Annotated in this window: 22 protein-coding genes and 1 pseudogene; 5 read left to right on the top strand and 18 right to left on the bottom strand. The window is 34.0% G+C overall.

The window, feature by feature from the left end:
- The first annotated feature begins 80 nt into the window (after nucleotides 1-80).
- Complete coding sequence (locus BK054_RS10330) at nucleotides 81-812, top strand: phytanoyl-CoA dioxygenase family protein (protein WP_006263092.1); 732 nt, start codon at nucleotides 81-83, stop codon at nucleotides 810-812.
- A 64-nt stretch (nucleotides 813-876) separates the two neighbouring features.
- Here the strand turns inward: BK054_RS10330 and BK054_RS10325 are convergent, their stop codons facing one another.
- Nucleotides 877-1182, bottom strand: a complete 306-nt coding sequence (locus BK054_RS10325) for a DUF805 domain-containing protein (RefSeq protein WP_058699343.1) — start codon at nucleotides 1180-1182, stop codon at nucleotides 877-879.
- 263 nt (nucleotides 1183-1445) lie between these two features.
- On the opposite strand from BK054_RS10325, the gene BK054_RS10320 reads away from it, so the two are divergent.
- Nucleotides 1446-3818, top strand: coding sequence for an erythromycin esterase family protein (locus tag BK054_RS10320; protein ID WP_058699342.1), 2373 nt, complete (start codon nucleotides 1446-1448; stop codon nucleotides 3816-3818).
- A gap of 50 nt (nucleotides 3819-3868) precedes the next feature.
- Here the strand turns inward: BK054_RS10320 and BK054_RS10315 are convergent, their stop codons facing one another.
- The 10 genes and pseudogenes from BK054_RS10315 to ffh form a co-directional block, all read right to left on the bottom strand.
- The gene (locus BK054_RS10315) at nucleotides 3869-4279 is read right to left on the bottom strand and encodes a hypothetical protein (protein WP_016649764.1); all 411 of its coding nucleotides are present in this window, start codon (nucleotides 4277-4279) and stop codon (nucleotides 3869-3871) included.
- 92 nt (nucleotides 4280-4371) lie between these two features.
- Complete coding sequence (locus tag BK054_RS10310) at nucleotides 4372-5403, bottom strand: alpha/beta fold hydrolase (protein WP_016649765.1); 1032 nt, start codon at nucleotides 5401-5403, stop codon at nucleotides 4372-4374.
- A gap of 116 nt (nucleotides 5404-5519) precedes the next feature.
- A complete protein-coding gene (locus BK054_RS10305; protein ID WP_058699340.1) occupies nucleotides 5520-6761 on the bottom strand; it encodes a YncE family protein in 1242 nt (413 codons plus the stop codon).
- 59 nt (nucleotides 6762-6820) lie between these two features.
- Nucleotides 6821-7261, bottom strand: coding sequence for a bleomycin resistance protein (locus BK054_RS10300; RefSeq protein WP_058699339.1), 441 nt, complete (start codon nucleotides 7259-7261; stop codon nucleotides 6821-6823).
- A gap of 84 nt (nucleotides 7262-7345) precedes the next feature.
- On the bottom strand, nucleotides 7346-7651 hold the full coding sequence (locus BK054_RS10295) for a helix-turn-helix domain-containing protein (protein ID WP_006256923.1): 306 nt from the start codon (nucleotides 7649-7651) through the stop codon (nucleotides 7346-7348).
- Nucleotide 7652: 1 nt separating this feature from the next.
- A pseudogene (locus tag BK054_RS10290) lies at nucleotides 7653-8002 on the bottom strand (type II toxin-antitoxin system RelE/ParE family toxin).
- 173 nt (nucleotides 8003-8175) lie between these two features.
- Complete coding sequence (locus tag BK054_RS10285) at nucleotides 8176-8643, bottom strand: SMI1/KNR4 family protein (protein ID WP_006256926.1); 468 nt, start codon at nucleotides 8641-8643, stop codon at nucleotides 8176-8178.
- Between the two features lie 34 nt (nucleotides 8644-8677).
- Nucleotides 8678-9934 carry an FAD/NAD(P)-binding oxidoreductase gene (locus BK054_RS10280; RefSeq protein ID WP_016649770.1) on the bottom strand — a complete coding sequence of 419 codons (1257 nt, stop codon included), beginning with the start codon at nucleotides 9932-9934 and terminating at the stop codon, nucleotides 8678-8680.
- A gap of 658 nt (nucleotides 9935-10592) precedes the next feature.
- Nucleotides 10593-11480 (bottom strand): bifunctional 5,10-methylenetetrahydrofolate dehydrogenase/5,10-methenyltetrahydrofolate cyclohydrolase, encoded by an 888-nt coding sequence (locus BK054_RS10275; protein WP_006256929.1) that lies wholly within the window; start codon nucleotides 11478-11480, stop codon nucleotides 10593-10595.
- Nucleotides 11481-11558: 78 nt separating this feature from the next.
- On the bottom strand, nucleotides 11559-12899 hold the full coding sequence (ffh, locus tag BK054_RS10270) for a signal recognition particle protein (RefSeq protein ID WP_006256930.1): 1341 nt from the start codon (nucleotides 12897-12899) through the stop codon (nucleotides 11559-11561).
- A 214-nt stretch (nucleotides 12900-13113) separates the two neighbouring features.
- On the opposite strand from ffh, the gene BK054_RS10265 reads away from it, so the two are divergent.
- Nucleotides 13114-14205 (top strand): serine hydrolase domain-containing protein, encoded by a 1092-nt coding sequence (locus tag BK054_RS10265; protein WP_006266525.1) that lies wholly within the window; start codon nucleotides 13114-13116, stop codon nucleotides 14203-14205.
- 7 nt (nucleotides 14206-14212) lie between these two features.
- Here BK054_RS10265 and BK054_RS10260 read toward each other — a convergent pair whose 3' ends face one another.
- The 4 genes from BK054_RS10260 to BK054_RS10245 form a co-directional block, all read right to left on the bottom strand.
- Nucleotides 14213-16876, bottom strand: a complete 2664-nt coding sequence (locus tag BK054_RS10260; protein ID WP_006266524.1) for a TonB-dependent receptor — start codon at nucleotides 16874-16876, stop codon at nucleotides 14213-14215.
- 1 nt (nucleotide 16877) lies between these two features.
- Nucleotides 16878-17702: a GLPGLI family protein gene (locus BK054_RS10255; RefSeq protein ID WP_006263084.1), complete on the bottom strand. Its 825-nt coding sequence runs from the start codon at nucleotides 17700-17702 to the stop codon at nucleotides 16878-16880.
- A 115-nt stretch (nucleotides 17703-17817) separates the two neighbouring features.
- Nucleotides 17818-18012 (bottom strand): hypothetical protein, encoded by a 195-nt coding sequence (locus tag BK054_RS10250; protein ID WP_016649775.1) that lies wholly within the window; start codon nucleotides 18010-18012, stop codon nucleotides 17818-17820.
- A 178-nt stretch (nucleotides 18013-18190) separates the two neighbouring features.
- Entirely contained in the window at nucleotides 18191-19015 is an 825-nt protein-coding gene (locus BK054_RS10245; RefSeq protein WP_006266521.1) for a GLPGLI family protein, read from the bottom strand.
- Between the two features lie 205 nt (nucleotides 19016-19220).
- On the opposite strand from BK054_RS10245, the gene BK054_RS10240 reads away from it, so the two are divergent.
- Both BK054_RS10240 and BK054_RS10235 read left to right on the top strand, forming a co-directional pair.
- On the top strand, nucleotides 19221-20912 hold the full coding sequence (locus tag BK054_RS10240; RefSeq protein WP_006266520.1) for an RluA family pseudouridine synthase: 1692 nt from the start codon (nucleotides 19221-19223) through the stop codon (nucleotides 20910-20912).
- 39 nt (nucleotides 20913-20951) lie between these two features.
- Complete coding sequence (locus tag BK054_RS10235; RefSeq protein ID WP_006266519.1) at nucleotides 20952-22184, top strand: DUF445 domain-containing protein; 1233 nt, start codon at nucleotides 20952-20954, stop codon at nucleotides 22182-22184.
- Between the two features lie 301 nt (nucleotides 22185-22485).
- Here the strand turns inward: BK054_RS10235 and BK054_RS10230 are convergent, their stop codons facing one another.
- The 3 genes from BK054_RS10230 to BK054_RS10220 all read right to left on the bottom strand — a co-directional run bounded on the left by BK054_RS10230 (nucleotide 22486) and on the right by BK054_RS10220 (nucleotide 24375).
- On the bottom strand, nucleotides 22486-23244 hold the full coding sequence (locus BK054_RS10230; RefSeq protein ID WP_006266518.1) for a hypothetical protein: 759 nt from the start codon (nucleotides 23242-23244) through the stop codon (nucleotides 22486-22488).
- A complete protein-coding gene (locus BK054_RS10225; protein ID WP_006266517.1) occupies nucleotides 23241-23741 on the bottom strand; it encodes a hypothetical protein in 501 nt (166 codons plus the stop codon). Before BK054_RS10225 ends, BK054_RS10230 begins: the two co-directional genes overlap by 4 nt.
- A gap of 121 nt (nucleotides 23742-23862) precedes the next feature.
- A complete protein-coding gene (locus BK054_RS10220) occupies nucleotides 23863-24375 on the bottom strand; it encodes an ankyrin repeat domain-containing protein (RefSeq protein WP_230493111.1) in 513 nt (170 codons plus the stop codon).
- Nucleotides 24376-24466 lie beyond the last annotated feature (91 nt).

The following is a 24466-nucleotide window of genomic DNA, read 5'->3' as shown; positions in this document are numbered from 1 at the left end:
ATAGGACAATTTAAATTAGCATTACACTATTTCACTTCAGTAGTTTATCTTCGTATTATAAAATCTCTAATAGCTGTGTTATGCCTCTAGACTTTGAACAAAATAGTTATCTATACCTACCTAGTTTCTTTATGGAAGAAGAATTAACATCTATAGAATTGATACTTAACAACTTTCACAAGCAATGGTTAATAGAAAATGAACAAGAGTATAAGAACGGCTTAATCAACAGTCATAGCCTTACGAGTAGTCCTTTTATTACTAAACAAGAAAGGCCAACATTATTCCAATTCATTGCTCAGGCTAAACTTATAGATATTGTCGAATCTATCTTTCCTGATAAAGCTAAATTCTTAAATACTCAATTATTCTTTGATCCTTATCACAAGGAACAAAAGAACTATTGGCATAGGGATATTCAGTATACAGGGCTTTCGATAGAAGAACAACAAGAAAAGATTAAGACAGAAAATGTAGTTCACTTTAGAATCCCACTGAAGAAAGAAAATGGAATAGAAATCATCCCTGCTACTCATCGGTTATGGGATATGCCTATAGAAGAAGACACTCGACTATCTCAGCATGGTCGTCATCCAAGTGATGCTCTGGAACGAGGGCAAGTGTTTAATCTAAATAGAGGTGATCTATTTATCTTCTCTGCGAATAGTATCCACAGAGGGCTATATGGTGATGAGAGATTCTCTTTTGACATCATCTACTGTGATGACACTCCTGCTTTTAATGCATTTATAGATCCTAAAAATCAACCTACTGAAGAAGAGTTAGCTCTTCTAAACAACAGTGTGTTCTAAGAACACTTCTTTTATATGAAGGAACTAAAAAGGATGTAATGGTATAATACCCACTACATCCTTTTTAACCTTCTATTGGCTCTGATACAGACTTACTCACTTTTATCTCTCTGGATAGCATTCCTAACCAAGTTCTAAAGCTAAACTGCTCCCACCCTTTCTTACCTAAATCGTGACAGCGTCTAGTCCCTTTACCAAAAAGATAGATATGTAACCCTATAAAAACTATTAGAAATAGTATTCCAAAAAAAGCGCCACTTAATCTCGCAAATACTGAGAAGCTTAAAAACAACAGCACAAAGTAAGTTACTACACTTACGATATATGCCTTTCTGTTGATAGTCCCTTTATAAGAAAATGCCTCTTTCATCACAATTATTCAATTTATCTTGAAGCGTCAAATTTAAACAAAAACTAGTAAAAAAATTACTCTGATTATATAAGTAATAGGTAGACTTATTGGTGATAAAATAAAGTTTTATTTAGATATACTAACTGTAGTTATTTTAATTTAAAAATACATGACACCTTATGACAAACATGTTAAACAATCAAATAACACCTTCTGATTAAACAATATGAACCTTATATTTAAGGTTATATCTATAACCAACTAGAAATAATCACTATAATATGAGATTTTTATTCACCTTACTAATGGCTTTAGTAATCACCATGACTAAAGCACAAGAGTTAATAATACAGCCACTACTTCCACCAGACACTAAGGAACTAACAGACCTGTCTTTCCTTAAAGAAGAGCTCAAAGACAAGCAAATCGTCATGCTAGGAGAACAAACACATATGTATGATAATATCTTTGAGATGAAGACAAGAGTAGTTGAATACCTACACCAAGAAATGGGCTTTACTACTTTCGCTATGGAGTCTCCTGTATATGATATATGGAAGATGAATCAACAGGGGTTTAATCCTGATGCGTTTAATCAAGCTATTTTTAGTACATGGAGTAATAGTCAAGAGTTTCAAAGATTAGTTAAGTATATAGAAGATAACAACCTTAAAGTGATAGGATATGACTCGCAAATCCTAAATGAGGATATCTTCATAGAAGACTTCTTTACTTACCTAGAGCAACAAAAAATAAGTTTAAAGCTTGACTCGGATGACTTCGGTATCGCATTAGAGGCATTGCTAGTTACTTATAAATACGATAATCAAGATATCAAGTTTACTGCTTTTGAAAAAGAGCTTAAAAGAATAATTACTGCTATAGAGAAGTTACCTCAAACAGACACTAATCTTACTTGGGTACAAATCACTAAAGGTCTTCTAAGCACTGCACAATCAGTCAATGATACGAAAGAACCTATTATGACAAGTGACCTTGCCTCTAAAGATGACAACTATCGCGATAAACAAATGGCGGATAACTTAATACAGTATATTAAAAGGCATCCTCAAGAAAAAATCATGGTATGGGCTGATAATATCCATGTTATGTACAGCAACCCGAATAGTGGAAATGTACAGGCAAGAGCCTTCATCTCTATGGGACGACAAATAAAAGATTATTATAAAGAGAAAGTATTTAGTCTAGGTACATTACATGCCAATGATTCCCTGTTCGATACAGGGACACGTACCTTACATGCTACTCCTATTCAAGAAGGTTCTTTTGAAGATCAGTTACAAAAGTTAAACACTCCTTATCTGTATATTTCTTCTAATCAGGAAGCAATGCATCTACCTATGGATACAAGGCTACTTCACTTCGTAGAGTATACTAAGGAGAGATTAGACTTATTTCACGATGGTTATATATTTCTAAATACTGCTTCACAAGCAGAACGAAAAAAGATAAAGAAACAAGATACCCAAAACAAGGTAACTGTACCTTCTAAAGAAATCAAACAAGAACAAGGTTCTTTTAAAGGGCAACTATTAGACAAAGATACTCAACAGCCTATCGCCTTTGCAACTATCATTTTAGTAAAACAAGATATCTATAGAGTAACGGATGACAATGGGTATTATGAACTACCTTTTGACCCTAAGACAAAAGGTAACTCTACACTAGAGATACAAGCTCTAGGGTATGATAACTATACTGTATCCTTAAATGAATTAGCTTCTGTTATCTCCTTAGAAACCAACTTTGACTTACTAGATGAATTAGTTATCACCAAACAACTTACTCCAAAAGAAGTACTCCGCCTTGCTATCAAAAAGAAAGCTGAGAACCACCCTACTGAACCATTTAACTTCACTAGATTTAGTCATGAATTAATCTATAAGAACGATACTAAAATATTTGACCTTGAAATAATAACTAAAGATTACCAGGAAACCTATTTAGGCTTGAACAGAACAACTTTTGAGGTACAACAAGTAAAATGGAACAATAGAGGTATTAAGAACATAAAAAATACAGACCATATTTTTAGAGGCAGAGAGAATCCAATTCAATACTCTAATATATTACACAAAAGAAAATACAAGAAGTTTAAACTCTCGTTTATAGAATCAAAAGATCCTAATGATAGTAACTTATATGTTATCGCATTCGAAACAGAGAGAGAGGGTTGGAATTACACTAATAAAGCTGATCCCTCTAAATACTCAGGTAGAATTTATATTAATCAAGATAACTATGCCATAGTAAAAGTGGTTGAAACATGGGAATCATCATTAGATGCTGACTATTTAAAAAGTAAGTATAAACACAATTCTAATATAGAGCGTATTGCATTAAGGACTGCTAAGGAAGAAAATATCAGCGTATTCAAAGATCTCCTCAATAATGGTAAATACTATGCTACTAACTTCTTCTATAGATCCTTTAGTGATGAAACTTATCATAATGGAGAAAAACATAATTTCACCAACTCTACTGACTCTCATTTATTTGATTTAAAAACAAATGATGTCGAATTCATAGAGTATGAATTTAAAAACAGAAGCAAAACTTTACTAGATAGGGTATCTTACAATGAGGACTTTTGGAACAACTTCTACAAAGAAAACCCTCAGTATAAACCATAATTAAGTTAAACAAAAAGAGGCTGTAATTCCATTACAGCCTCTTTTTATATCTATTTCGTAATGACGATCATCCCAAAATCACCTTTTTTATAGCCATACATGACATCTGTCTGTTTTGACTTTTCGAAGCGTATTTCTTTTACATCTTCTACTTTTAACAAGGCTAAGTCTTTTGACTTCATCATTGTATTTCCATCTCCTTTTTTATCTATTACCATCACACTAAAATCCCCAGGCTCTATAGTAGGAAGAGCTCCCTTGTGATACAACTTACAGGTATTAATATAAAGATCTTCTACATACTGCTGTAGAGTAAGTTTATTACCTGGGTTTACTTCTTCTTTAGATTGATATAAAGAAGCTAAACTGTCATTTATACTTGTGTTTTTATCTTGTGGATTTTGTCCAATACAGAATGTAGTAACACATAGTGCCACTACTATATATCTTAAATGTCGCATGAGGTATAGAGTGAAATTATAAAGCTCTAATTTACTCTATCAATTCTTAATATAATGATAAAGATAAGGTATTGAAATGCTAATTAACTCAACTATTGCTTTAACACCCAGTCCACTATTTTTTGTTTAGGTACTTGATGGATTTCATAACTTTCTCCATCAGCAAAGAAATGATTCTCCCCTTCTAATACTTCTATTGCTATATTCTTATTATGAAAACTCTGAAGCAATTCAACATTGCTAATAGGATCTACTAATACATCTTGATCTCCTATCATATAAAACATCGGTATAGCTATCGCTCTATACTTATCCTGATTGTCTTTTGCCACTATATCTCTTTCTGCATGTCCTATTAGAAATCGAAACCTCGTTTTAGTTTTCTTATCTGTATATCCTATCTCCTTCATCTTTTTCTTATACATCTTCCAATAGTTCTTATCATCCTTAATTGAAATATAATAATCAGCTAGTTCATTATACACCTTTTCTTTTTCTTCTTGAGTATCATACGCAAAGTAATCTTGAAAACCATTCTCCTCTTGTTTTAGTTGGTATAAAAACATCTCTTTACCAGACACAACAGGTGATGATAACATCACTAAAAAATCAGGATCAAAAGAATGAGCATAAGCATCCATAATAGCAATCCCTCCCATGCTATGTCCTATTACACCGATCTTTTTATCCTTTAACTCTTCTCTCTTCTTTAACATCTGAAAGGCCGAAGCTAATTCTGCACCCATCATAGAAGGGCTATATGACATATCTCCACCTCCTGTTCCTCCTGAATTTCCCATCTCTCTTTCATCATATCTAAATACAGCTACATTGTGATCTAATAAGGCTTCTGCTAAATAGCTATGTGTATTACGTGTATTATATCCTGTACCTGGTTTAATAATCACTACTTTATCGAAGCCTGTCTTAGGTATGATCAAACTCCCTTCAAAAGAAACACTATCTATCTTTCCTTTCCAATGAAAGGCAGGTACATTAAATTTAATCGTAGTAAAAGAGTAATTGTCTTTTTTAGGGACATAGGTTTCTAAGTCAGTCTTAGCATTCTGTCCTAAACACATCGAAGTAATCAGTAGAAAGCTGTATAAAATTAAGTGTTTCATAATTATAAGTTTTAGTTAAGTGTTCTATAGATAACTACTTAACTAAAACCTTTAGTATATAAAAAAGCTACTTTAACATATAGTAAAGTAGCTTTATTCACTTTTATATCAATTGATTACCAAACTAATACGTTATTCTCATTCTTCCAAAGTAACAAACGGAAGTCTTCATAAATATCAGCAGTACCAATAGTATGTGTATCTCTTACAGGCTTATTCAAAGTCAGCTTGTGTAATATACCTGCATATGTACCTACATATAATGTCTTCTCATCTTCTGATAATACCATTCCACTTATGGTAGAACCTAAGAAATGTTGCCACAGCTCTCTTCCGTCTTTATGTATTGCTCTGATATATCCATAAGCATCTCCTAAGATATAGTAGTCATTAAAAGCTACACCAACATACACACGCATTCCTTCATCTAATATCGTAATATCCTCATGATCATCCCATCCTGGTATATCCATTCCATCTAACTTATCTCCATCTACCCCTATCGATATCCCATTGTAAAAATGGCAAGAGTTAGTCAATAGTTGTTTATCATCTTTAGTAAACAAACAATAATGAGGATACTCAGATTGTGGACCTACTGATCCTACTTTATTCCCTTCACTGTCCAAAACGATGTGATCGCTACACTGCTCTCCTACTACAATATACTTATTGTCGTGAGATAAAGTAGCATGATCCATAGATAATCCATTGTTTTCTTCCCCTTCTTCTAGTATTGGAAACAACAGTTTCTCTTCTTTAGTATTTAACAAATAAATTCCCTCTGAAGAGATGAACAAGACTTTCTGTCCATCATTAAAAGGAATAAGTCTTGTAATTCCTATATTCGCTAAAGTATCTAATGTAAACTCTGCTATAATTTCTCCTTCCCATCCTTGACGAGTCACTATCTTATCTGCATACGCTATCGCATAAACAAGGTTGCGCATAGACTGCCCAATGCTTTTAATCTCTTTGTCTAATGCAACTACTTCTGTTCCTTTCGCTATATATGCTTGTCGCTCTTCATAAGAAGTCCCTTGCATAAAAGCAACACTATCTTCTGCTATATAACAAATATCTCCTATATAACTCCCTTTGTCATCTAACATTGGTATAATAGGGGCATGTGCAGGAGGAAACTCTTGTCTAAAAGTATCTACTGCACCATTAACATTAGCTTCTCTTAATAACTCAATAACTGCTTCTGCAAGTTTACCTCTTGTGTCCTCTGCTTCTTCACCATCCCATTTATCCCAGCCGTGTTCTGTACCGAAAGCGACCATCTCATTAATCTCCTTAGCATACTTCTCGCCTTTCTTATACCACTTACCCTGTAGCTCTTCTCTTGTTTTCATCTCTTCTATGTTTTATCACAGCACTAAAGTATTGACTTATGTCTTCTAATGCAATCACTTTATTCAGCTAATTTTCGCTCTCCTAAGTTCTCTATTAATCTCAATAAATACCCATCAGGATCTTGTACTAAGAACTGTTTCTGACCGAACTCTACATCGTCTGCTCTATACCAACGCTCTTCTGCATCAATAAATAAAGTATAATTAGCTTCCTGAAGTCGTTTTAGAATAGGTATTATGGCATTTACTTCTATCTGAAAGTTTATTCCTCTACCATATGGCTTTTCTAATATCCCTGTCTCCCATTCTCTATCAGCAGGATTATATTGTTCTAACATCACTTGCGCCTCTCCCATACCTAAATAGGCAAAGTGCTCCTCCTTGCGATCATACATTACTTCAAATCCTATATAATCGCACCAAAACTGTAAACTAATAGCTAAGTCAGATACTACAAACTCTGGTACTAAAGCTGCCCACTTTATATTATCACTTCTCATGATGTTCTTTTAAGTAAAAATACTATTTATTAGATACAAAAAAGGCTATCTTTTAGATAGCCTACGATATACCTTATCCAATTCTTAAATAGTTGCTTGACTATCTAACTCAACATTAAAACTCACCTTTAATCCCAACGCCTTAAATACTTTTAATAAAGTAGTCAGACGAGCATCTGTAGTGCTATTCTCTATCTTTGAGATCTGAGCTTTTTTTACTCCTACTAAGAGACCTAATTCCTCTTGTGTTAAATTACGCTTTTGTCTTGCTTGTTTTATTTGTTGTCCTAACAAGTCAAGCCTTAATTCATTATCAAACTCTTCTCTACTCTCTGTTCCTCTCTCACCAATATATAAATCAGTAATTTCTTCTAAGCTATATGTTTTCATTTTACTTCTCTTTACTATTAAAATAGACATCTCTCAATCGTTCAGCTCTTTCTATTTCTTTTTTAGAAATTTTATCCTCTTTTTTTATAATACCATGTGTTGAAATCACCATTGTATTTTTATTATCTGACTTATCCCAAAAGGCAAATAGCCTATAATAAAAAGAGCTATACATTGTTCTAAACTCCCAAATATATCACCTTGTAACTTCTTAAATAATTCAATATCTGAAGTAATGCTTGCTTTGTTTATATTATAAATAATCTTTGCTCTAGCTTTAGAATCTAAATGGTCTAAAAACTCCTTAGCTTCTTCTAAAAAAATGACATTAAACTTTAAACCATCTTTCATTATCAATAGATTACAAAATTAAATGTTTCCTAATAAAGAAACAACCATTATTATATATTAAAGATAAAATGATTTAAGAACATAAAATTAAACATATCAAACACCTTCTTAACAATACTAAAATAATACACTTAAAAGGCAATAACTCATTACATCATAGTTAACCAACTTCACTATTCTTCGTCAAAAGAAAACTCACTCCACACCAATTCCCAAAAAGGACTATCTAAATCAAAACGCTCATTATACAATCTCTCTATTTCTTCTTTAGACAATTCAGATTCTGTCAAATAAATCATATATTTCACACACTCTTCAAACTCACCTAAAGAATCTGCTACTAATAATGGTTCCCATTTACCTGCTCCATGCTCTGCAAAATAAACAGGAAAGCCTTTCTCCTCTTTTGTGATATCTATCCAATATGGATCTTGTGCATAACCTCCACATATTACATACCAATTAGGATGAAAATCACCTTCCTTAGTTCCTGTGATATCCTTTCCTTCAACGCTATTATACTTATACCCATCTTGAAAACCTTCAATATCGCCCTGTTGAGGATAAAACTGAGGCATAAAATAATGAGTACATTCTATCTCTTTTGCTATAAAATCTGTTATTGCTTTTGGAAATTTCATATTCTTCTTTTTAAGAGGATAAAGATAAACCATTCTACACTTGCTTCCCCTTCATCATTTTATTCCAATATAAATAGGGTAACATATATTTCTTCAACATCCATAAGCGCCAATGCTCTTGATCACTTGTATTAATCAACAACTGTTTTAACTTAGGATCAGGTGTAAACTCATTCTTATAATTAAACTCTGCTAATACTAACCTACCATACCCTGTCACTAATGGGCATGAAGAGTATCCTTCATACCCTTTATTAGATACTTCTTTATTATCTAGCAACTTACATAAATTATCTACTACTACTGGAACTTGTTTACGTATTGCAGCACCTGTCTTAGCTGTAGGTAAACCTGCTACATCTCCGAGTCCAAATACATTAGTATACTTATTGTGTTGTAAGCTGTTTAAATCAACATCTAGCCAACCAGCAGTATTTACTAAATTAGATTCTCTTACAAACTGTGGCGCTACTTGAGGAGGTGCTAAATGTAAGAAGTCAAAAGACATCTCTACTACACTGTCATTAGCTACAGTAGTACTGCCGTCAGAGATTACCACACATTTATTATCTGGCATATTCGTGCGTTTAAAATAAACCTTTTTATGATCAGCATCTATTTTAATCGGATTGTGAAAAGGTCTAAAGTCAATACCATATCTATCAACTACTTTCATTAAAGTCTCTGCAATAGGTTTAACTCCAAAAATAACACTCCCAGGCATTGGGAAATGAACTTTAGTATTCTTATCTATTCCTTTCTTGCGAAAATAATCACATGCCAGATACATAATCTTCTGAGGAGCTCCACCACATTTAATAGGAGTATTCGGTTGAGTAAAAATAGCTGTTCCACCTTTAAATTCTTGTAATAACTTCCAAGTATATTCTGGATCTATATAATTACTACACACCACACCTTTCTCTACAGCATCAGCTAGTCCTTCTATCAAGGATAAATCATTCACTAATCCAGGGCAGACTACTAGATAATCATAAGTATAGGTTATTCCTTCTTTAGTACTTAGACGATTATTATCAGCATCCATAGTAATAACCATATCTCGAATCCAATCTACTCCACTAGGTATAAGATCCTTTGTCGGTTTTATAGTTTTCTTCTTATCATAAGCTCCCGCCCCTACTAGTGTAAATGCAGGCTGATAGTAATGTAATTCTGACGCATCTATAATCCCAATATCTATATTGTGATTACGTTTCTTTAGCTGAGCTGCTGTCATTATGCCAGCAGTTCCTGCCCCTATAATAAGGATTTGATAGTGAGTTTTCATTATTTACAATATTGTTTCAGTTAATATACTAAAATATTAACCATCTACCGTATGTGTTGTAACAAATGTTACAATACTGTTTATAATTTATTAATAGAAACACATTACATTACGTGTCGCACAATACATACCCAATACAACACATCAGTAGCGACATAGCACCTTACGTATCACACAATACAGATCCTATACAACACATCAGTAGAGACACAATATTTTGTGTTTCAAAAAATACATCTCCAATATAACACATCAGTAGAGATGCAATATTTTGCATGTCACACAATACATATCCAATACAACATATCAATAGAGACACAGCACCTTACGTGTCACATAATACATACCCAATACAACACATCAGTAGAGATGCAGTATTTTCATGTCACACAATACATCACCAATATAACACATCAGTAGAGACACAATATTTTGTATTTTCAATAAATACATCTCCAATATAACACATCAGTAGAGATGCAATACTTTACATGTCACACAATACATACCCAATACAACACAACAATAGAAATACAATACCTTACGTATCGCACAATACATACCCAATACAACACATCAATAGAAACGATTACTATGAAACAAAAAAAGAGAGATGATCTCTCATCTCTCTTCATATATAAATAGAATAGTCTAATTCTTATTCCCCTTTTTTAGCTCTTCTTGATCTAGCTAATAAAGTATTCTTCAATAACATCGCTATTGTCATTGGTCCTACACCACCTGGTACAGGAGTAATAAAAGCAGCTTTCTTACTAACTTCGTCAAAGTCTACATCTCCTGCGATAACGTATCCTCTAGGATTAGTCTCGTCTGGTACTCGTGTGATACCTACGTCTACTACAGTTACTCCATCCTTCACCATATCTCCTTTTAAGAAGTAAGGCACTCCTAATGCTGAAATGATAATGTCTGCTTCTCTAGTAATCTCTGCAATATTCTTAGTGCGACTATGCGTTAATGTCACAGTAGCATCTCCAGGGTAACCTTTACGGCTTAACAAAATACTCATAGGACGACCTACAATGTGAGAACGACCGATAACTACTACGTTTTTACCTGCTGTCTCTACTTTATAACGCTCTAATAATTCCATGATTCCATAAGGAGTAGCTGGTAAGAATGTCTCCATCTCTAAAGCCATACGACCGAAGTTCGTTGGGTGGAACCCATCTACGTCTTTATCCGCATCGATAGCTAATAAGATCTTTTGCTCATCAATGTGTTTTGGAAGAGGTAATTGAACGATATATCCATCTATAGCAGGATCAGCATTCAATTCTTTTACTTTAGCTAAAAGCTCTTCTTCTGTAGTTTCTTCTGGCAAAGAAACTAGTGTAGATTCAAAACCTACTTTCTCACAAGACTTAACCTTACTTCCTACGTAAGTTAAACTTGCTCCATTAGTACCAACAATAACTGCTGCTAAGTGAGGTACTTTTTCTCCACGAGCTTTCATCTGTTGAACCTCAACAGCGATCTCATTCTTGATATCTTCCGATACCTTTTTTCCGTCTAGTAGTTGCATTAAAATAAAATGTGTGTTGTGTGTATGTAAATAAAGAAGGTTTAAACCTCATAATGAACCTTAAACCTTCTTCTTTAATTATCTTTGCATGCCTTTCATTTGCCCCATCATTCTCATCAAATTCTTTCCTTTTGCCCCTTGCATCATCTTCATCATTTTGCTCATTTGATCGAACTGCTTAAGCAATTGATTCACTTGTTGTATATCCGTACCCGATCCTTTAGCGATACGGTTCTTACGTTTTACATCTATAATAGATGGTTTAGAACGTTCTGCAGGTGTCATTGAGTAGATAATAGCCTCGATATGTTTAAACGCATCATCTTCTATCTCTACATCTTTCATTGCTTTTCCAACTCCAGGTATCATCCCCATCAAGTCTTTCATATTCCCCATCTTCTTCACTTGCTGAATCTGATTTAAGAAATCATCAAAACCAAACTCATTCTTCGCGATTTTCTTCTGGATTTTACGAGCCTCTTCTTCGTCGTATTGAGCCTGTGCACGCTCTACTAACGAGATAACGTCTCCCATCCCTAAGATACGGTCTGCCATACGATCTGGATAGAACACATCTATCGCTTCCATCTTCTCACCAGTACCGATAAACTTAATCGGTTTATTTACTACTGATTTAATTGAGATTGCAGCCCCTCCACGTGTATCCCCATCTAACTTAGTAAGGATTACCCCATCGAAGTTTAATCTATCGTTAAAAGCTTTCGCTGTATTTACGGCATCTTGTCCTGTCATAGAGTCCACTACGAATAGCGTCTCATGTGGTGTAATTGCTTTGTGAATATTAGCGATCTCCGTCATCATCTCCTCGTCTACTGCTAGACGACCAGCTGTATCGACAATCACTACATTGAATCCATTTGCCTTTGCATGCTTAATAGCATTCTCTGCAATTAGTACAGGATTGTTATTTCCTTCTTCTGAATATACTTCTATACCTAATTGATCACCTACTACATGTAACTGATTAATAGCTGCAGGACGATATACGTCACACGCTACCAATAAAGGTTTCTTATTTTTCTTTGTCTTTAAGAAGTTTGCTAGTTTACCAGAGAATGTTGTTTTCCCTGACCCTTGCAAACCTGACATTAAAATAACTGAAGGATTACCAGATAAGTTAATACCTGCAGCCTCACCTCCCATTAATTGAGTCAACTCGTCCTTAACGATTTTGATCATCAATTGTCCTGGTTGTAAAGTTGTAAGTACCTCTTGTCCTAAGGCTTTTTCTTTTACTATATTAGTAAAATCTTTAGCAATCTTAAAGTTAACGTCGGCATCTAATAGAGCTCTACGAACCTCTTTTAGAGTGTCTGCTACATTGACTTCTGTAATCTTGCCGTGTCCCTTAAGGATATGAAAGGCTTTATCTAATTTATCACTTAAATTATCAAACATATCGGTATTATTTTAATACTTTGAGTCGCCAAAGATACTATTTAACTCGTTAAGTCACAAAAAGCAAAAGCAACAAAACATACTTTTTTAAAAATTATTTGTTATTTCGGTTATTTATCACCAATTACCTTCCCTCTACCGAACCTTTTCAAAGGAGAAAAACTTATTTATAAACCGAATATCATTACCTTAGTTTTTATAATAAATCCAAAACATGAAAAAACTACTTATACTAACCTCAGCCTTCATATTATCATGTAGTCAAACAATATACAGTCAAGACTTACACACTAAAATAGATAGTATACGCAACCTATACAACGTTCCTGAAGTGGCCTTTGCCATTGTAACAAAAGACCAGACTGTTCAAAAAGGAATCTCAGGACATCACAAATTCGGCGAAAAGAACACGCCCTCTAATGCCGATCTAAAAGACTACTTCCACTTAGGTTCCAACTCTAAAGCCATTACAGGGTTTATAGCTGCCAAACTAGTAGAACAAGGCAAAATCAAATGGAGTACTACCTATTTTGATCTATTCCCTGAAGCAAAAGAATCTGCTAATCCTGCATACTACACTGCTACACTGAAGGACTTCTTCTCTCACAGAGCTAAAGTACATGCCTTCACTAGTGGTACGGAACGCATTGGTCTTCCAAAGCTCGAAGGGACAAAACAACAACAGAGACAAGCTTTCGCTCAACATGTATTAACGATGGCTCCACTAGAAACTCCAGATGGATATACTTATTCTAATGCAGGGTATAGTATAGCAGCTTCTATGTTAGAAAAAGCAGCTAACAAATCTTGGGAAGAACTAGCAAAAGATATTCTAACCAATGAACTAGGTATAAACTTCGTCATCGGCTGGCCAAATCGCAATCTAGAAAACCAACCTTGGGGACATGCCTTACAGTATGATGTACTAGAATCTGTACCTCCTACTTATAACTATGCATTAACCCTTATAGAACCTGCAGGTGACTTAAGTATGAATATAGAGAACTATATCAAATACATCCAACTCAATCTACAAGGTCTTGCAGGTCAAAACAACGCCCTTAAAGCAAGTACTTATGACTTCTTATTTAATAGTCAAAGCAAATATGCCATAGGCTGGGGGAATCTTATCAATGAGACTACTAAGCTATATGACCACGCTGGTTCTGACGGTACTTTCTTTACCTATACACAGATAGATGGCAATACTAATACTGCCTATATCATTATGGCAAACAGCGGCACTGCCAATGCACAACAAGCTGTAATGAAAATAGTGCAAGTGATGAAAGAGGCTGATAAGTAAAACAATATTAAAAACTAAATGTAGCTCCTAATAGAATACTTCTACCTCGAATAGGTATCTTTAAGGAGCTACTATTTAACCCCGTATAACTCGTATACGAATACTCTTTTTTATCAAGTAAGTTCTGTAACAATGCTGTGAACTCCACTTGCTTCAACTTATATGACGCTGTAGCATCTATAAAGAAGTTTTTATAACTCTCCTTACCTCCCATATCATTATAGTTATGCTCTCCACTGAGCTGTAATTGTACATTCTTTAAAGTAAAGAAAGACAAATTCACTTGTTGAGTGATATTGTGTAACTTATCAGTATTTCTAAATTGATTGTTCTCCCAAAATATATTGTCACTAATGATATACTGTATAGACATCCAATCTAACTTCTTTACAAAAGCCTCAAAACCTACAGTCCACTGATTACTGTAATTTGTAAACAACGTATTCTGTTGCCATATATCACTTTTATAATACTCATAAGAAGTACTTAAAGCTAATGTCGTCTTTAACTCACTAAATAACTTAGACACTCTCGTATTTAGATATAACTTATCCATCTTTATATCTTGCGCTACTTTATTGCTCCACGTATAATCCTTATCATAATATCCTTGATTAGCTACATTAATCTTAGAAGGTTGGTACCCTATATTCAAATTAAAGAATACAGAAGTCAATAGATTGCGATGATCTAAACCTATCTCATAACGCATAGACTTATACTTCTGTGGCAAGTTACCATAAGTCATAAAATCTCTATAGGTAGCCATCACCACTCCTTGATAATAATTATCTATCTGACTTACTGACTCTGTATAAGAAGTATTCGCATTAAACTTCCACAACTGATTCAAATTATAATTAAACGAAACTGAAGGTGTTATTAAGAAGTTACCTTTCTCTTCATTCTCAACTCCTATTCTGTCAAATACACTGTGTTGTTCATATTTTAGAGGTATGTTAATGCGTAAATTACCTTCTTTTAAATAATATGTATAACTCGTCGTTAATGTAGTCCCATATTTCTTAAGTCTTACACTATTATCATGTAGGTATTGATCTAAAAAACTATATTTCTTATCTGTCTCTAATCTAGTCTTTAACTCATCATTATTATAGTACAACTCTACATTAAAAGACAGTGGATTAGACCACACTCTCATCGTCTTGCCAGATTGGACTTTAAACAATAAATGCTTATTATCTACCTTCTGCCTATCCATACTAGACGCTTTATCAGTTCCTTTAAGTGTATTTAAAGTCATACGCTCTGGCTGATCTACATATTTTATGAATGCATCGATCGTATACTTATTATCATCCGTTCCAAATATATACGCAAAGCGATTCTGAATAGTCACATTATCTTGTTTAACATGATTAGTAAACTGATCCATGTCCTGTAGTAAACTTTCATTGCTTCTCTGCCAATTAAAGATGGTCTTCAGTTCATTCTTAAAATAGACAGCTGTGCTATTCTTTTCATAGTTCACAGAAGCATTTAATCTAGTATTACTAAGTGCAACATTCCTATCCTCGTTTAATGTCAATACTTCACCATTCATTAAATCGTAGTTAGAAATATAGTAACTATCTTGTTGTTTGTGATCTTTTGTAATGTCAACCTTAAAACGCAATGTAGCCTCCTTAGCAAGTTTCTTTAGATGGTTGATAGATCCTAAATACGTTTCATTAAACAAGTATCGTTTCTCATCCATCGGTATTCTACGAATACTCGTGTTACCGATGTATTGCTTGAGTGGCATATCAAAAGAAAACAAATCTGTAAAGTCAATCTGTTCTCTTGTATCTACTTCTATATTAACACCTGTATTATCAGACTTCGCAGTCACTAAAGTTTGACTGTTCTTGGCTATTAAAGTAGCGAATACTTTATTGCTGCTCAACAGAGGTGATCCGCCGAAAGCAGTCTTAACCTCACCAAAAGGCTTTTGTTTATACTCGTCTTTAAACTTGATATTTAAAGCCGCATTCTCACTAAATTCAACTCCTTTTAGTGTTTTGATATGTTGATTATTCTCTATCACTTGTACAGACTGTACAGCATCGATAGGTAAGTTATTAGATGCTATTGTATATTGATTACCTAGCAAGTCAAGCCCTTCCATATAAAACTTATTAATAGGTTTCCCTTGATAAGTAATAGCTCCTGTCGTATTTACTGTAATACCAGGTAGCTTCTTTAAGACATCTTTCAGATAGCGATCCTCTTTTCCTTTAAAGGGAGTGACACTGTAGTTAAGCGTATCTCCTTCTTGGGTTATAGCCTGACTTTTAATCACGATCTCCTCTATCTCTATCGCCTTGCTAAACAGTTTTACCTCTTTACTCTTTATAAACGAAATATACTCCACTCTCTCATTCTGAAACCCTAAATAGGAAAATATAATATATGCTGGTGTTTCATCACTCTTTATCAACACTTCGCCAGACTTAGTACTTAATGCATAAGTTATCATCTCATCGGTACTATCGTATACCTTACAGATAACTCCTTCTATAGGTTCGTCACTCTCTCCATTAATAACTCTCCCCTTCACAATACTACCTTGACTAAAACATAACTGAGTAAACAGCAATAAAAATATAGTCCAAAATTGATTAAACAATCTCAGACTAATTCTCTCGCTATTTATACTCTTAATGCTCATTTTACTCTAACTCTATCGGATTATAGGGTATTGACTTCATACCACTTGTATTAGCCATTTTTCCTGGTTCTGTATAAATCTTTCCTTGTAATGAAGCTCCTGGGTCAAGATGATCATTCTTATCTCCTCTTCTAAATGATTCTCTATCTGTCTTCGTTACTTTAGGATATAAGGCTATATATACATCTTCATTTTTGCGCTCTACACCATTAGCCATAAAAACGTACTCATTCTTAGTATCTCTTACTTCTAATATCAAACCTGGTAATCCAGTAAATAAGAATGGACCATCACTAATCGGCAACTCACTAGCATACCAGGCAATATAGTCACGCCCTCTAAACTTAGCAGTAGCTTTAGTACATTGATACCCTAAGATTTCTTTCTGTTCCTTTCCTATTTTCCACTCTATCTTAGGAATACCTTCCTCATATTGAAACTTATAACCTGAAATATCTCTATGAATAATTACTTTTGACTTTTCAAAGTCTTTTATTATCGTGCCTGAAAAAACATATTGTTTTAACAACTTTAATGCTTCTCCAAAATTTTCATTACTGACTGTTCCTAAAAAGTGCTTATTATTATAATCAATCATTTTATCTTCAGTTACATCTACATATTTACTCTTAGAATCAAGTATCTGTAACACTGTTTCTCCTGATTTCTTCTGATTTGTAGAGTTATCATTTAATTGATAATACACAGACAACTTAGATTGTCCTATAATCTCTGTCTCTATCTTAGGAAAGCCTTTTGACTTTTGTCCTTTAACTTTGTTTACAGTACTAAAAACTATAACTATTAAAATAAAAATATTTTTCATAATTTGTATTATACTTATAAAAACCAAGGAGTATAGTACTATATTCCTTGGTTTTAAAAATTATTAATCTAATTAGCAGTTATAAATAACTAAAATCTTCAATAAAAAAAATCAACTATTGACATCGTAATTTATTATATTTTTCTGCAGCTTTTAATGCCGCATCTCCATCAGGATACATATCTGCCTTTAAATAAAAAGTACCTCCACAATTATCATGTACAGTAATCCATCCTTCTGCAGCTGCAAATGCTACCGTACTCACTACTAAAACTGCCACTACTAAAATGGCTTTCATTGTTTTCTTCATAATTTTAAATTTATTTGGTTAAAACTAAAATCCTTCTTGTGCACCAAAGAACTTACAAATTAAAGTTATGTTAAATAAAGTTAACAAACAATATCCAAAAAAATAAATCTCATAAAAAACAAATAAATAAAAACAATTACTTAACAAATACACAACAAATACACAACAAACACAAACATTACTCTAACTCTATCGGATTATAGGGTATTGATTTCATTCCACTTATATTAGTCACTTTTCCTGGTTCTGTATAAATCTTTCCTTGTAATGAAGCTCCTGGATCAAGATGATCATTCTTATCTCCTCTTCTAAATGATCCTCTATCTGTCTTCGTTACTTTAGGATGAATAGTTAAAAATACCTCCTCATTCTTATTCTCAATTCTATTAGCTATAAAAGCATAGGCATTCTTAGTGTCTCTTACTTCTAATATCAAACCTGGTAATCCAGTAAATAAAAATGGACCATCACTAATAGGCAAATCATCTGTGTACCACACTACATAATCACGCCCTCTAAACTTAGCAGTAGCTTTAGTACATTGATAACCTAAAATTTCTTTCTGTTCCTTTCCTATTTTCCATTCTATCTTAGGAATACTTTCCTCATATTCAAATCTCTTACCTCCTATCAAATCATTTACCACTACTTTAGATGTTGAAAAATCTTTCAGTATTACACCTTTATAAACATATTTACCAAACACCTTCAGACCTTCAGCTATATTATCCTTATTTAATTCTCCTGTAAGTGCCGCATTATTATAAGCGATAGCATCTGATTCAACTACATCAAAATACTTACTCTTAGAATCTAGTATCTGTAACACTGTTTCTCCTGACTTCTTCTTATTTGTTGAGTTATCATCTAATTGATAATACACAGACAACTTAGATTGTCCTATAATCTCTGTTTCTATCTTAGGAAAACCTTTTGTACTTTGAGCAGACACATTATTTACTACTATAAAACACAGATACATTAAATTCAATATTTTTTTCATCTTTGCCATTCTTTATATAACAAGATATTTTACCTTGTCTAAATAACTAATTAATTAGTTACTAAACTACAAAAATAGTTTTACATCTTTTAATAATTATCAAATACTTTTTGAAATAGCTAAATATGAATTATAATATTTTAAAACAATGCTCTTTCCCATCTCCCTTTTATCCTTAATTTTGCAGTCTAAAAATTAGAATTACATGTCTCAGCCTAAAGCTATCTTCAGAAAGTTTACCAGTGATGTGCAGTCTATAACACTGCCGACTAAGTTTACTTTCCCTTTTTATTACGAACCTCATCCCCTAACCGTACTAGCAGCAGAAGAGTTACAACGTGAACTAAGCACACATCCGCTTATAGCACCGCTATTTGACACAGAGAATGAGAACTGTCTACCTACAGGTAAGATGTTTGGTGTACTAGTAGTAAAAAATGAAAAAGGAGAACTAGGCTACTTAGCAGGCTTCTCTGGTAAGCTAGGCAGTCATACAGACCTAGAAGGATATGTACCACTAATCTTTGACCTGTGGAATGAAGACGGCTTTTTTGCAAGAGAAGATGTAGAGGTAAAAGCAATTAATGCTATCAATGCCAAAATAGAAAAACTAGAAGCAGATTCTGTGTATAGCAATGCCAAAGCTTTATTGAAACAACAGATAGCTGATGAAAAAACAGCCATCGAAGAAAAGAAAGCACAACATAAAAAACAAAAAAACGAGCGAAAAGCCATCCGAAAAGAACAGGAAGCTATACTCTCTCCTGAAGAATTTCAGCTATTAAATGATGACTTAGTCAAACAGAGTTTAAGAGATAAATATGAGTTGCGCGTACTGACAGAATATTGGCAAGAGCAAATCACTACGACTAGAGATATCACGACAAGTATAGAAGAGGAGCTAAATAACCTAAAAGAAGAACGCAAACAAAAGTCTAATGGACTACAGCAAAAACTATTCGCTTCTTACAAATTCTTAAATTATAAAGGAGAGGAACAAAGCTTATTAGAGATCTTCGAAAAGACAGTATTACAACAGCCACCTGCTGCTGCTGGAGACTGTGCCGCTCCTAAACTGATGCAATACGCCTATGAGCATAATTATACGCCTATTGCCTTAGGAGAATTCTGGTGGGGAGAGTCTCCGAAGTCAGAGATTCGCAAGCATCAGCACTTCTACCCTTCTTGTCGCAGTAAGTGTGAGCCTATTTTAGGACATATGCTAGAAGGCTTAGAAGTAGATGATAACCCACTACTAATAAACCCTGCTCTTAACAGACCTATTGAGGTAGTCTATGAGGATGAGTACTTCGCTATTGTCAATAAGCCTGAAGACTTCTTATCTGTACCTGGTATTTATATACTAGACTCTGTATATGAGCGTATGAAACTTCGCTACCCTAATGCTACAGGACCTCTTATCGTACACCGATTAGACATGCCTACATCAGGTATCTTAATCATTGCTAAGGATAAAGACTCTCATAAAGCACTACAGAGCCAGTTTATAAAGAAGAGCTTAGAGAAGAGATATGTCGCTATACTTGATGGTATCATAGCAGAAGACGAAGGGATTATAGAACTACCGTTGAGAATAGACTTTGACGATAGACCTAGACAGATGGTATGCTATGAATATGGAAAGTATGCCAAGACTAGATACGAAGTGATAGAACGAAAAGATGGCAAGACGAAAGTGTACTTCTATCCTATCACAGGGCGTACCCATCAGCTGCGTATGCATGCCTCACACCCAAAAGGACTAAACACACCTATAGTAGGTGATGACCTATATGGTACCAAAGCAGACAGACTATATCTACACGCAGAAAGTATCACTTTTAGACATCCTAAGACATACGAATTAATGACATTTACCATAAAAGAGAGCTTCTAAGCTCTCTTTTTTCATTACATTAGCTATAAATACAGCACTATGAATGAAAAGAAAAAACAGTTACAAAAGCATAAACGCATAGCTACTGGTCTATTTATACTTATGGCTATTCTCTATATCTCTATGGTATATGCCATCAGACATTCACCTGCTTCGTGGATGGGATATGTCAAGGCATTCTCAGAAGCTGCGATGGTCGGGGCACTAGCAGACTGGTTTGCGGTGACAGCTCTTTTTAGACATCCGATGGGCATGCCCATTCCGCATACTAATCTTATTGTCAATAGCAAAAACAAGATTGGAGATAACCTAGGAGACTTTGTCACAGATAACTTCTTGACGTCAGATAATATCAGACCTTATGTGGAGAAAGTTGATTTAGCGAATATGATTTCTACTTGGTTAAACAAGCCTAATAATCAAATCATTTTAGAACATGAGATTACTTCACTAGCCAAACGAATACTCGCTGAACTAGAGGACGAAACAATCATCGCACTGATGACTTCAAAAGCGAAAGAAGGTATCGCAGCTATTAATATTCAAAGCTTTGTATCACAAGGAGTCACCTATGCTATCGAAAAGAATGAACACAACAGATTATTAGATATTATCTTGCCTAAGGCACAACTCTATGTAGAAGAACACCGCCAAGAAATATATGACAATGTCGTAGAAAAAAAACCTATCTTAGGGCTTATCGGAGGTAAAGCGGTGACGAATCAACTTATCAGCGGTATGAATACCTTCTTAAGTGATATAGAAAAAGACCCTAATCACAAAATAAGAAAAGAGATTACCCTAAGGTTAGAAATGCTCGCTGTAGATATAGAAGCTTCTCCTATGTGGAAAGCTAAGTTCGATGAAATCATAGGTCAATTCATTACTGATGATACTATTCATACGTATATGCAAGACCTATGGCATTCTACAAAAGAGAATCTACTCGTACAACTAGAGGACAATAACTCAGTACTGCGTAAGTATATCTCTAATAGCCTGTCTAAAATAGCACTAGACTTAGAGAATAACGAAGAAAATAAAATAAAGATCAATAAGTGGATACAACACACCATCTATAAAGTAGCTCTTAAAAACACAAAAGAAGTAGGGCAACTAATCAGAAATACTGTAGATAGCTGGGATGGTCGCGAACTAAGTGATAAACTAGAACTAGAAGTAGGTAAAGACTTACAGTATATCCGTATCAACGGTACTCTAGTGGGAGGACTAGTAGGGTTACTTATTTATATCATTACCTCCTTGCTATAGTTATATTACACTTGTAATATAACTAGGCTAATTTATTGTAATCTTTATACCTATTTTACACTACTCTCCTTCCTATCTCCTCTTAAAATGAGTTGAGGTGAGTCCGTAGTGAGTCCGTTATGAGTCCGTAGTGTGTCCGTTAAATCAAGTAAAAAAACGGAGGCAATACCTACTTAAACCATAAACAATATCGAAATATCTGCTATAAGACTAAACTTAGTTTACTATAAAGCTAATACTACAGAACAAAAAAAGCTGTAACATCTCTGTTACAGCTTCATTATATTAGATGGTTTATGATCTAATTATCAGATTGTCCTTTTAGGCTTACTTCATTTCCTTCACTATCTGTTTTAACGATAGTTACTTCATGTGCTACTTCTGACTCAGGATTATCCATTAAGATCGTGATCATATCATTCGCCTTTTTATCTTTAAAATACAGTACTCTATTACCCATTGTACCTTGTATATCTTCAGTTCCTTCTAGAATCAGGTCAGGGACATCAGATACTAGCTTACCGTCGTTCCATATTGTTAAGCGCATTACTTTCTCATCTTTTCTATCTATACGCCAGATATCTTGTCCCGTTTTAATAATAGCATATGGTTCTAAGAACTTATTCACACTTCTGTGCAATCTCTTCTTATCTGCCTGAATCATTTCTTCTCTTATCTTCTTCTCTAGTTCAGTCTGATCGATAATGCGATAAATATCTCCGCTCTCTGTCAACCACATTCTCCCCAAGTCAAACATAATACCGCGCCATCCCATATGACTGTATTCTTCTATTACAGAGTTCGCTATCTTAGCTGAAAACTCGGGTACAAAAAACTCTTCAAAACGACTCACAAATTCGAACTCGGAAGTCACTGGTGGCAAAGGGTATTCTCGCTTCAGAGGATAGACTATTCTCTTGGCAATACCTTCTCTATCTTCATTCTCAAACAAAGTGATTAAGGATTTTATTCGTTCTACCGAAGCATCAGACAGATTACTCTCCTGACTATACCCACTTAATCCCATCACTAGGAATAAAACTGCTAATATTCTTTTCATATTTTTATTTTCTTTTTTAATCTTTCTAATCTATCGCGCATATGCTCCGACAGTAGTTTCTGTACTTCTAGATTTGACTCCGTTTCTTTTAAATAATCGAAGTGCACTAATAATTCTTCTATTCTCTCTTGACTCAATTCTATATTAGCTGTACTCAAAAAAGTATCAAAAGAAATATGAGCTGCACATAGATAATCAAATAAATACTCTTTCCCTCCTCTTTCTAATAAAGTCTGTGCTAATAAATGAAACTTATTATACACTGAAAAATTAAGTTTAGACGCTGTCCCGATATGGATAAATAACTCTCTTAATAGAGGCAAATCTACAGTATCTAATTGCTGACAAACTAACTCTGCTATCTGAATTCTAAAAAGGTAATTATCATCTTTAAACTTAGCTCCATACTTTCCGTTCCAATCTAGGGCTAACCACTCACTATCAGACGAAGAATAATTATCTATAAAACTTTGAAAATCAACACTACTCACTTCCATATCTCCTTACTTTTTTTATTCTAATACGAATGATAAAAATACAATTAAAAATAAAAAAGCGAACAATTACTTTTCTACTATTTAAAAAGTAATTGTTCGCTTATATCTAGATCCTTATTCTTTACTGTAAGAGTGAGATCATCTCTTTATTATCTTGTAATACGGCATGGTCTAATGCTGTCTTGCCTCTGTTATCTTTTACTGTCTTATCTGCACCTGCCTTTAGTAAAGCACCTACAATATCAGTAGTCCCAAAAGTTACTGCAAAAATAAGAGGACTAGCATCATTACTATTCCTTCTATTGACATCTGCACCTGACTCTAATAACCAATTAACCAAAGTCAAATTCTTTTTAAACACAGCTCCTATCAAGGCTGTATTGCCCATAGCATCTTGTTTCTCTAGGTCTACTCCTGCTTCTAGTAATACCTTCACTACCTCCTTACTATCGTTATACACTGCTATCGTTAAGGGAGTAAAAGAACGATCATTGACTTGATTTAAATCTATCTTTTGACTGATCAACTGCTTTACCTCCTCTGTATTATTCTCTCTTGCGGCTGTAAATATATCTTGCCCAAAACTAATCTGAACACTACATAACAACAGTCCTACTATCATCCATTGTTTCATCACTAACACTAAAAATAGATTCAACACAAATACATATCCATAGAAGCAAATCTAGGTACAGAACAATGGTAGAAAGTAAATAATATAAAAA

Source organism: Myroides sp. ZB35, from assembly GCF_001865835.1.
In the GTDB taxonomy this organism is placed as follows: Bacteria; Bacteroidota; Bacteroidia; order Flavobacteriales; family Flavobacteriaceae; genus Flavobacterium; species Flavobacterium odoratimimum.
This window is presented reverse-complemented; position numbering and strand designations above follow the sequence as displayed.

Excerpts from the sequence above, each read along its gene's own strand:
- BK054_RS10305 (WP_058699340.1), bottom strand. The coding sequence starts at position 6,761 with ATGAAAACAAGAGAAGAGCTACAGGGTAAGTGGTATAAGAAAGGCGAG.
- BK054_RS10255 (WP_006263084.1), bottom strand. The coding sequence starts at position 17,702 with ATGAAAAATATTTTTATTTTAATAGTTATAGTTTTTAGTACTGTAAAC.
- BK054_RS10300 (WP_058699339.1), bottom strand. The coding sequence starts at position 7,261 with ATGAGAAGTGATAATATAAAGTGGGCAGCTTTAGTACCAGAGTTTGTA.
- BK054_RS10320 (WP_058699342.1), top strand. The coding sequence starts at position 1,446 with ATGAGATTTTTATTCACCTTACTAATGGCTTTAGTAATCACCATGACT.
- BK054_RS10245 (WP_006266521.1), bottom strand. The coding sequence starts at position 19,015 with ATGAAAAAAATATTGAATTTAATGTATCTGTGTTTTATAGTAGTAAAT.
- BK054_RS10330 (WP_006263092.1), top strand. The coding sequence starts at position 81 with ATGCCTCTAGACTTTGAACAAAATAGTTATCTATACCTACCTAGTTTC.
- BK054_RS10250 (WP_016649775.1), bottom strand. The coding sequence starts at position 18,012 with ATGAAGAAAACAATGAAAGCCATTTTAGTAGTGGCAGTTTTAGTAGTG.
- BK054_RS10230 (WP_006266518.1), bottom strand. The coding sequence starts at position 23,244 with ATGAAAAGAATATTAGCAGTTTTATTCCTAGTGATGGGATTAAGTGGG.
- BK054_RS10265 (WP_006266525.1), top strand. The coding sequence starts at position 13,114 with ATGAAAAAACTACTTATACTAACCTCAGCCTTCATATTATCATGTAGT.
- BK054_RS10310 (WP_016649765.1), bottom strand. The coding sequence starts at position 5,403 with ATGAAACACTTAATTTTATACAGCTTTCTACTGATTACTTCGATGTGT.
- BK054_RS10220 (WP_230493111.1), bottom strand. The coding sequence starts at position 24,375 with ATGAAACAATGGATGATAGTAGGACTGTTGTTATGTAGTGTTCAGATT.
- BK054_RS10260 (WP_006266524.1), bottom strand. The coding sequence starts at position 16,876 with ATGAGCATTAAGAGTATAAATAGCGAGAGAATTAGTCTGAGATTGTTT.
- BK054_RS10315 (WP_016649764.1), bottom strand. The coding sequence starts at position 4,279 with ATGCGACATTTAAGATATATAGTAGTGGCACTATGTGTTACTACATTC.
- BK054_RS10240 (WP_006266520.1), top strand. The coding sequence starts at position 19,221 with ATGTCTCAGCCTAAAGCTATCTTCAGAAAGTTTACCAGTGATGTGCAG.
- BK054_RS10280 (WP_016649770.1), bottom strand. The coding sequence starts at position 9,934 with ATGAAAACTCACTATCAAATCCTTATTATAGGGGCAGGAACTGCTGGC.
- BK054_RS10325 (WP_058699343.1), bottom strand. The coding sequence starts at position 1,182 with ATGAAAGAGGCATTTTCTTATAAAGGGACTATCAACAGAAAGGCATAT.
- BK054_RS10275 (WP_006256929.1), bottom strand. The coding sequence starts at position 11,480 with ATGCAACTACTAGACGGAAAAAAGGTATCGGAAGATATCAAGAATGAG.
- BK054_RS10295 (WP_006256923.1), bottom strand. The coding sequence starts at position 7,651 with ATGAAAACATATAGCTTAGAAGAAATTACTGATTTATATATTGGTGAG.
- BK054_RS10225 (WP_006266517.1), bottom strand. The coding sequence starts at position 23,741 with ATGGAAGTGAGTAGTGTTGATTTTCAAAGTTTTATAGATAATTATTCT.
- BK054_RS10285 (WP_006256926.1), bottom strand. The coding sequence starts at position 8,643 with ATGAAATTTCCAAAAGCAATAACAGATTTTATAGCAAAAGAGATAGAA.
- BK054_RS10235 (WP_006266519.1), top strand. The coding sequence starts at position 20,952 with ATGAATGAAAAGAAAAAACAGTTACAAAAGCATAAACGCATAGCTACT.
- ffh (WP_006256930.1), bottom strand. The coding sequence starts at position 12,899 with ATGTTTGATAATTTAAGTGATAAATTAGATAAAGCCTTTCATATCCTT.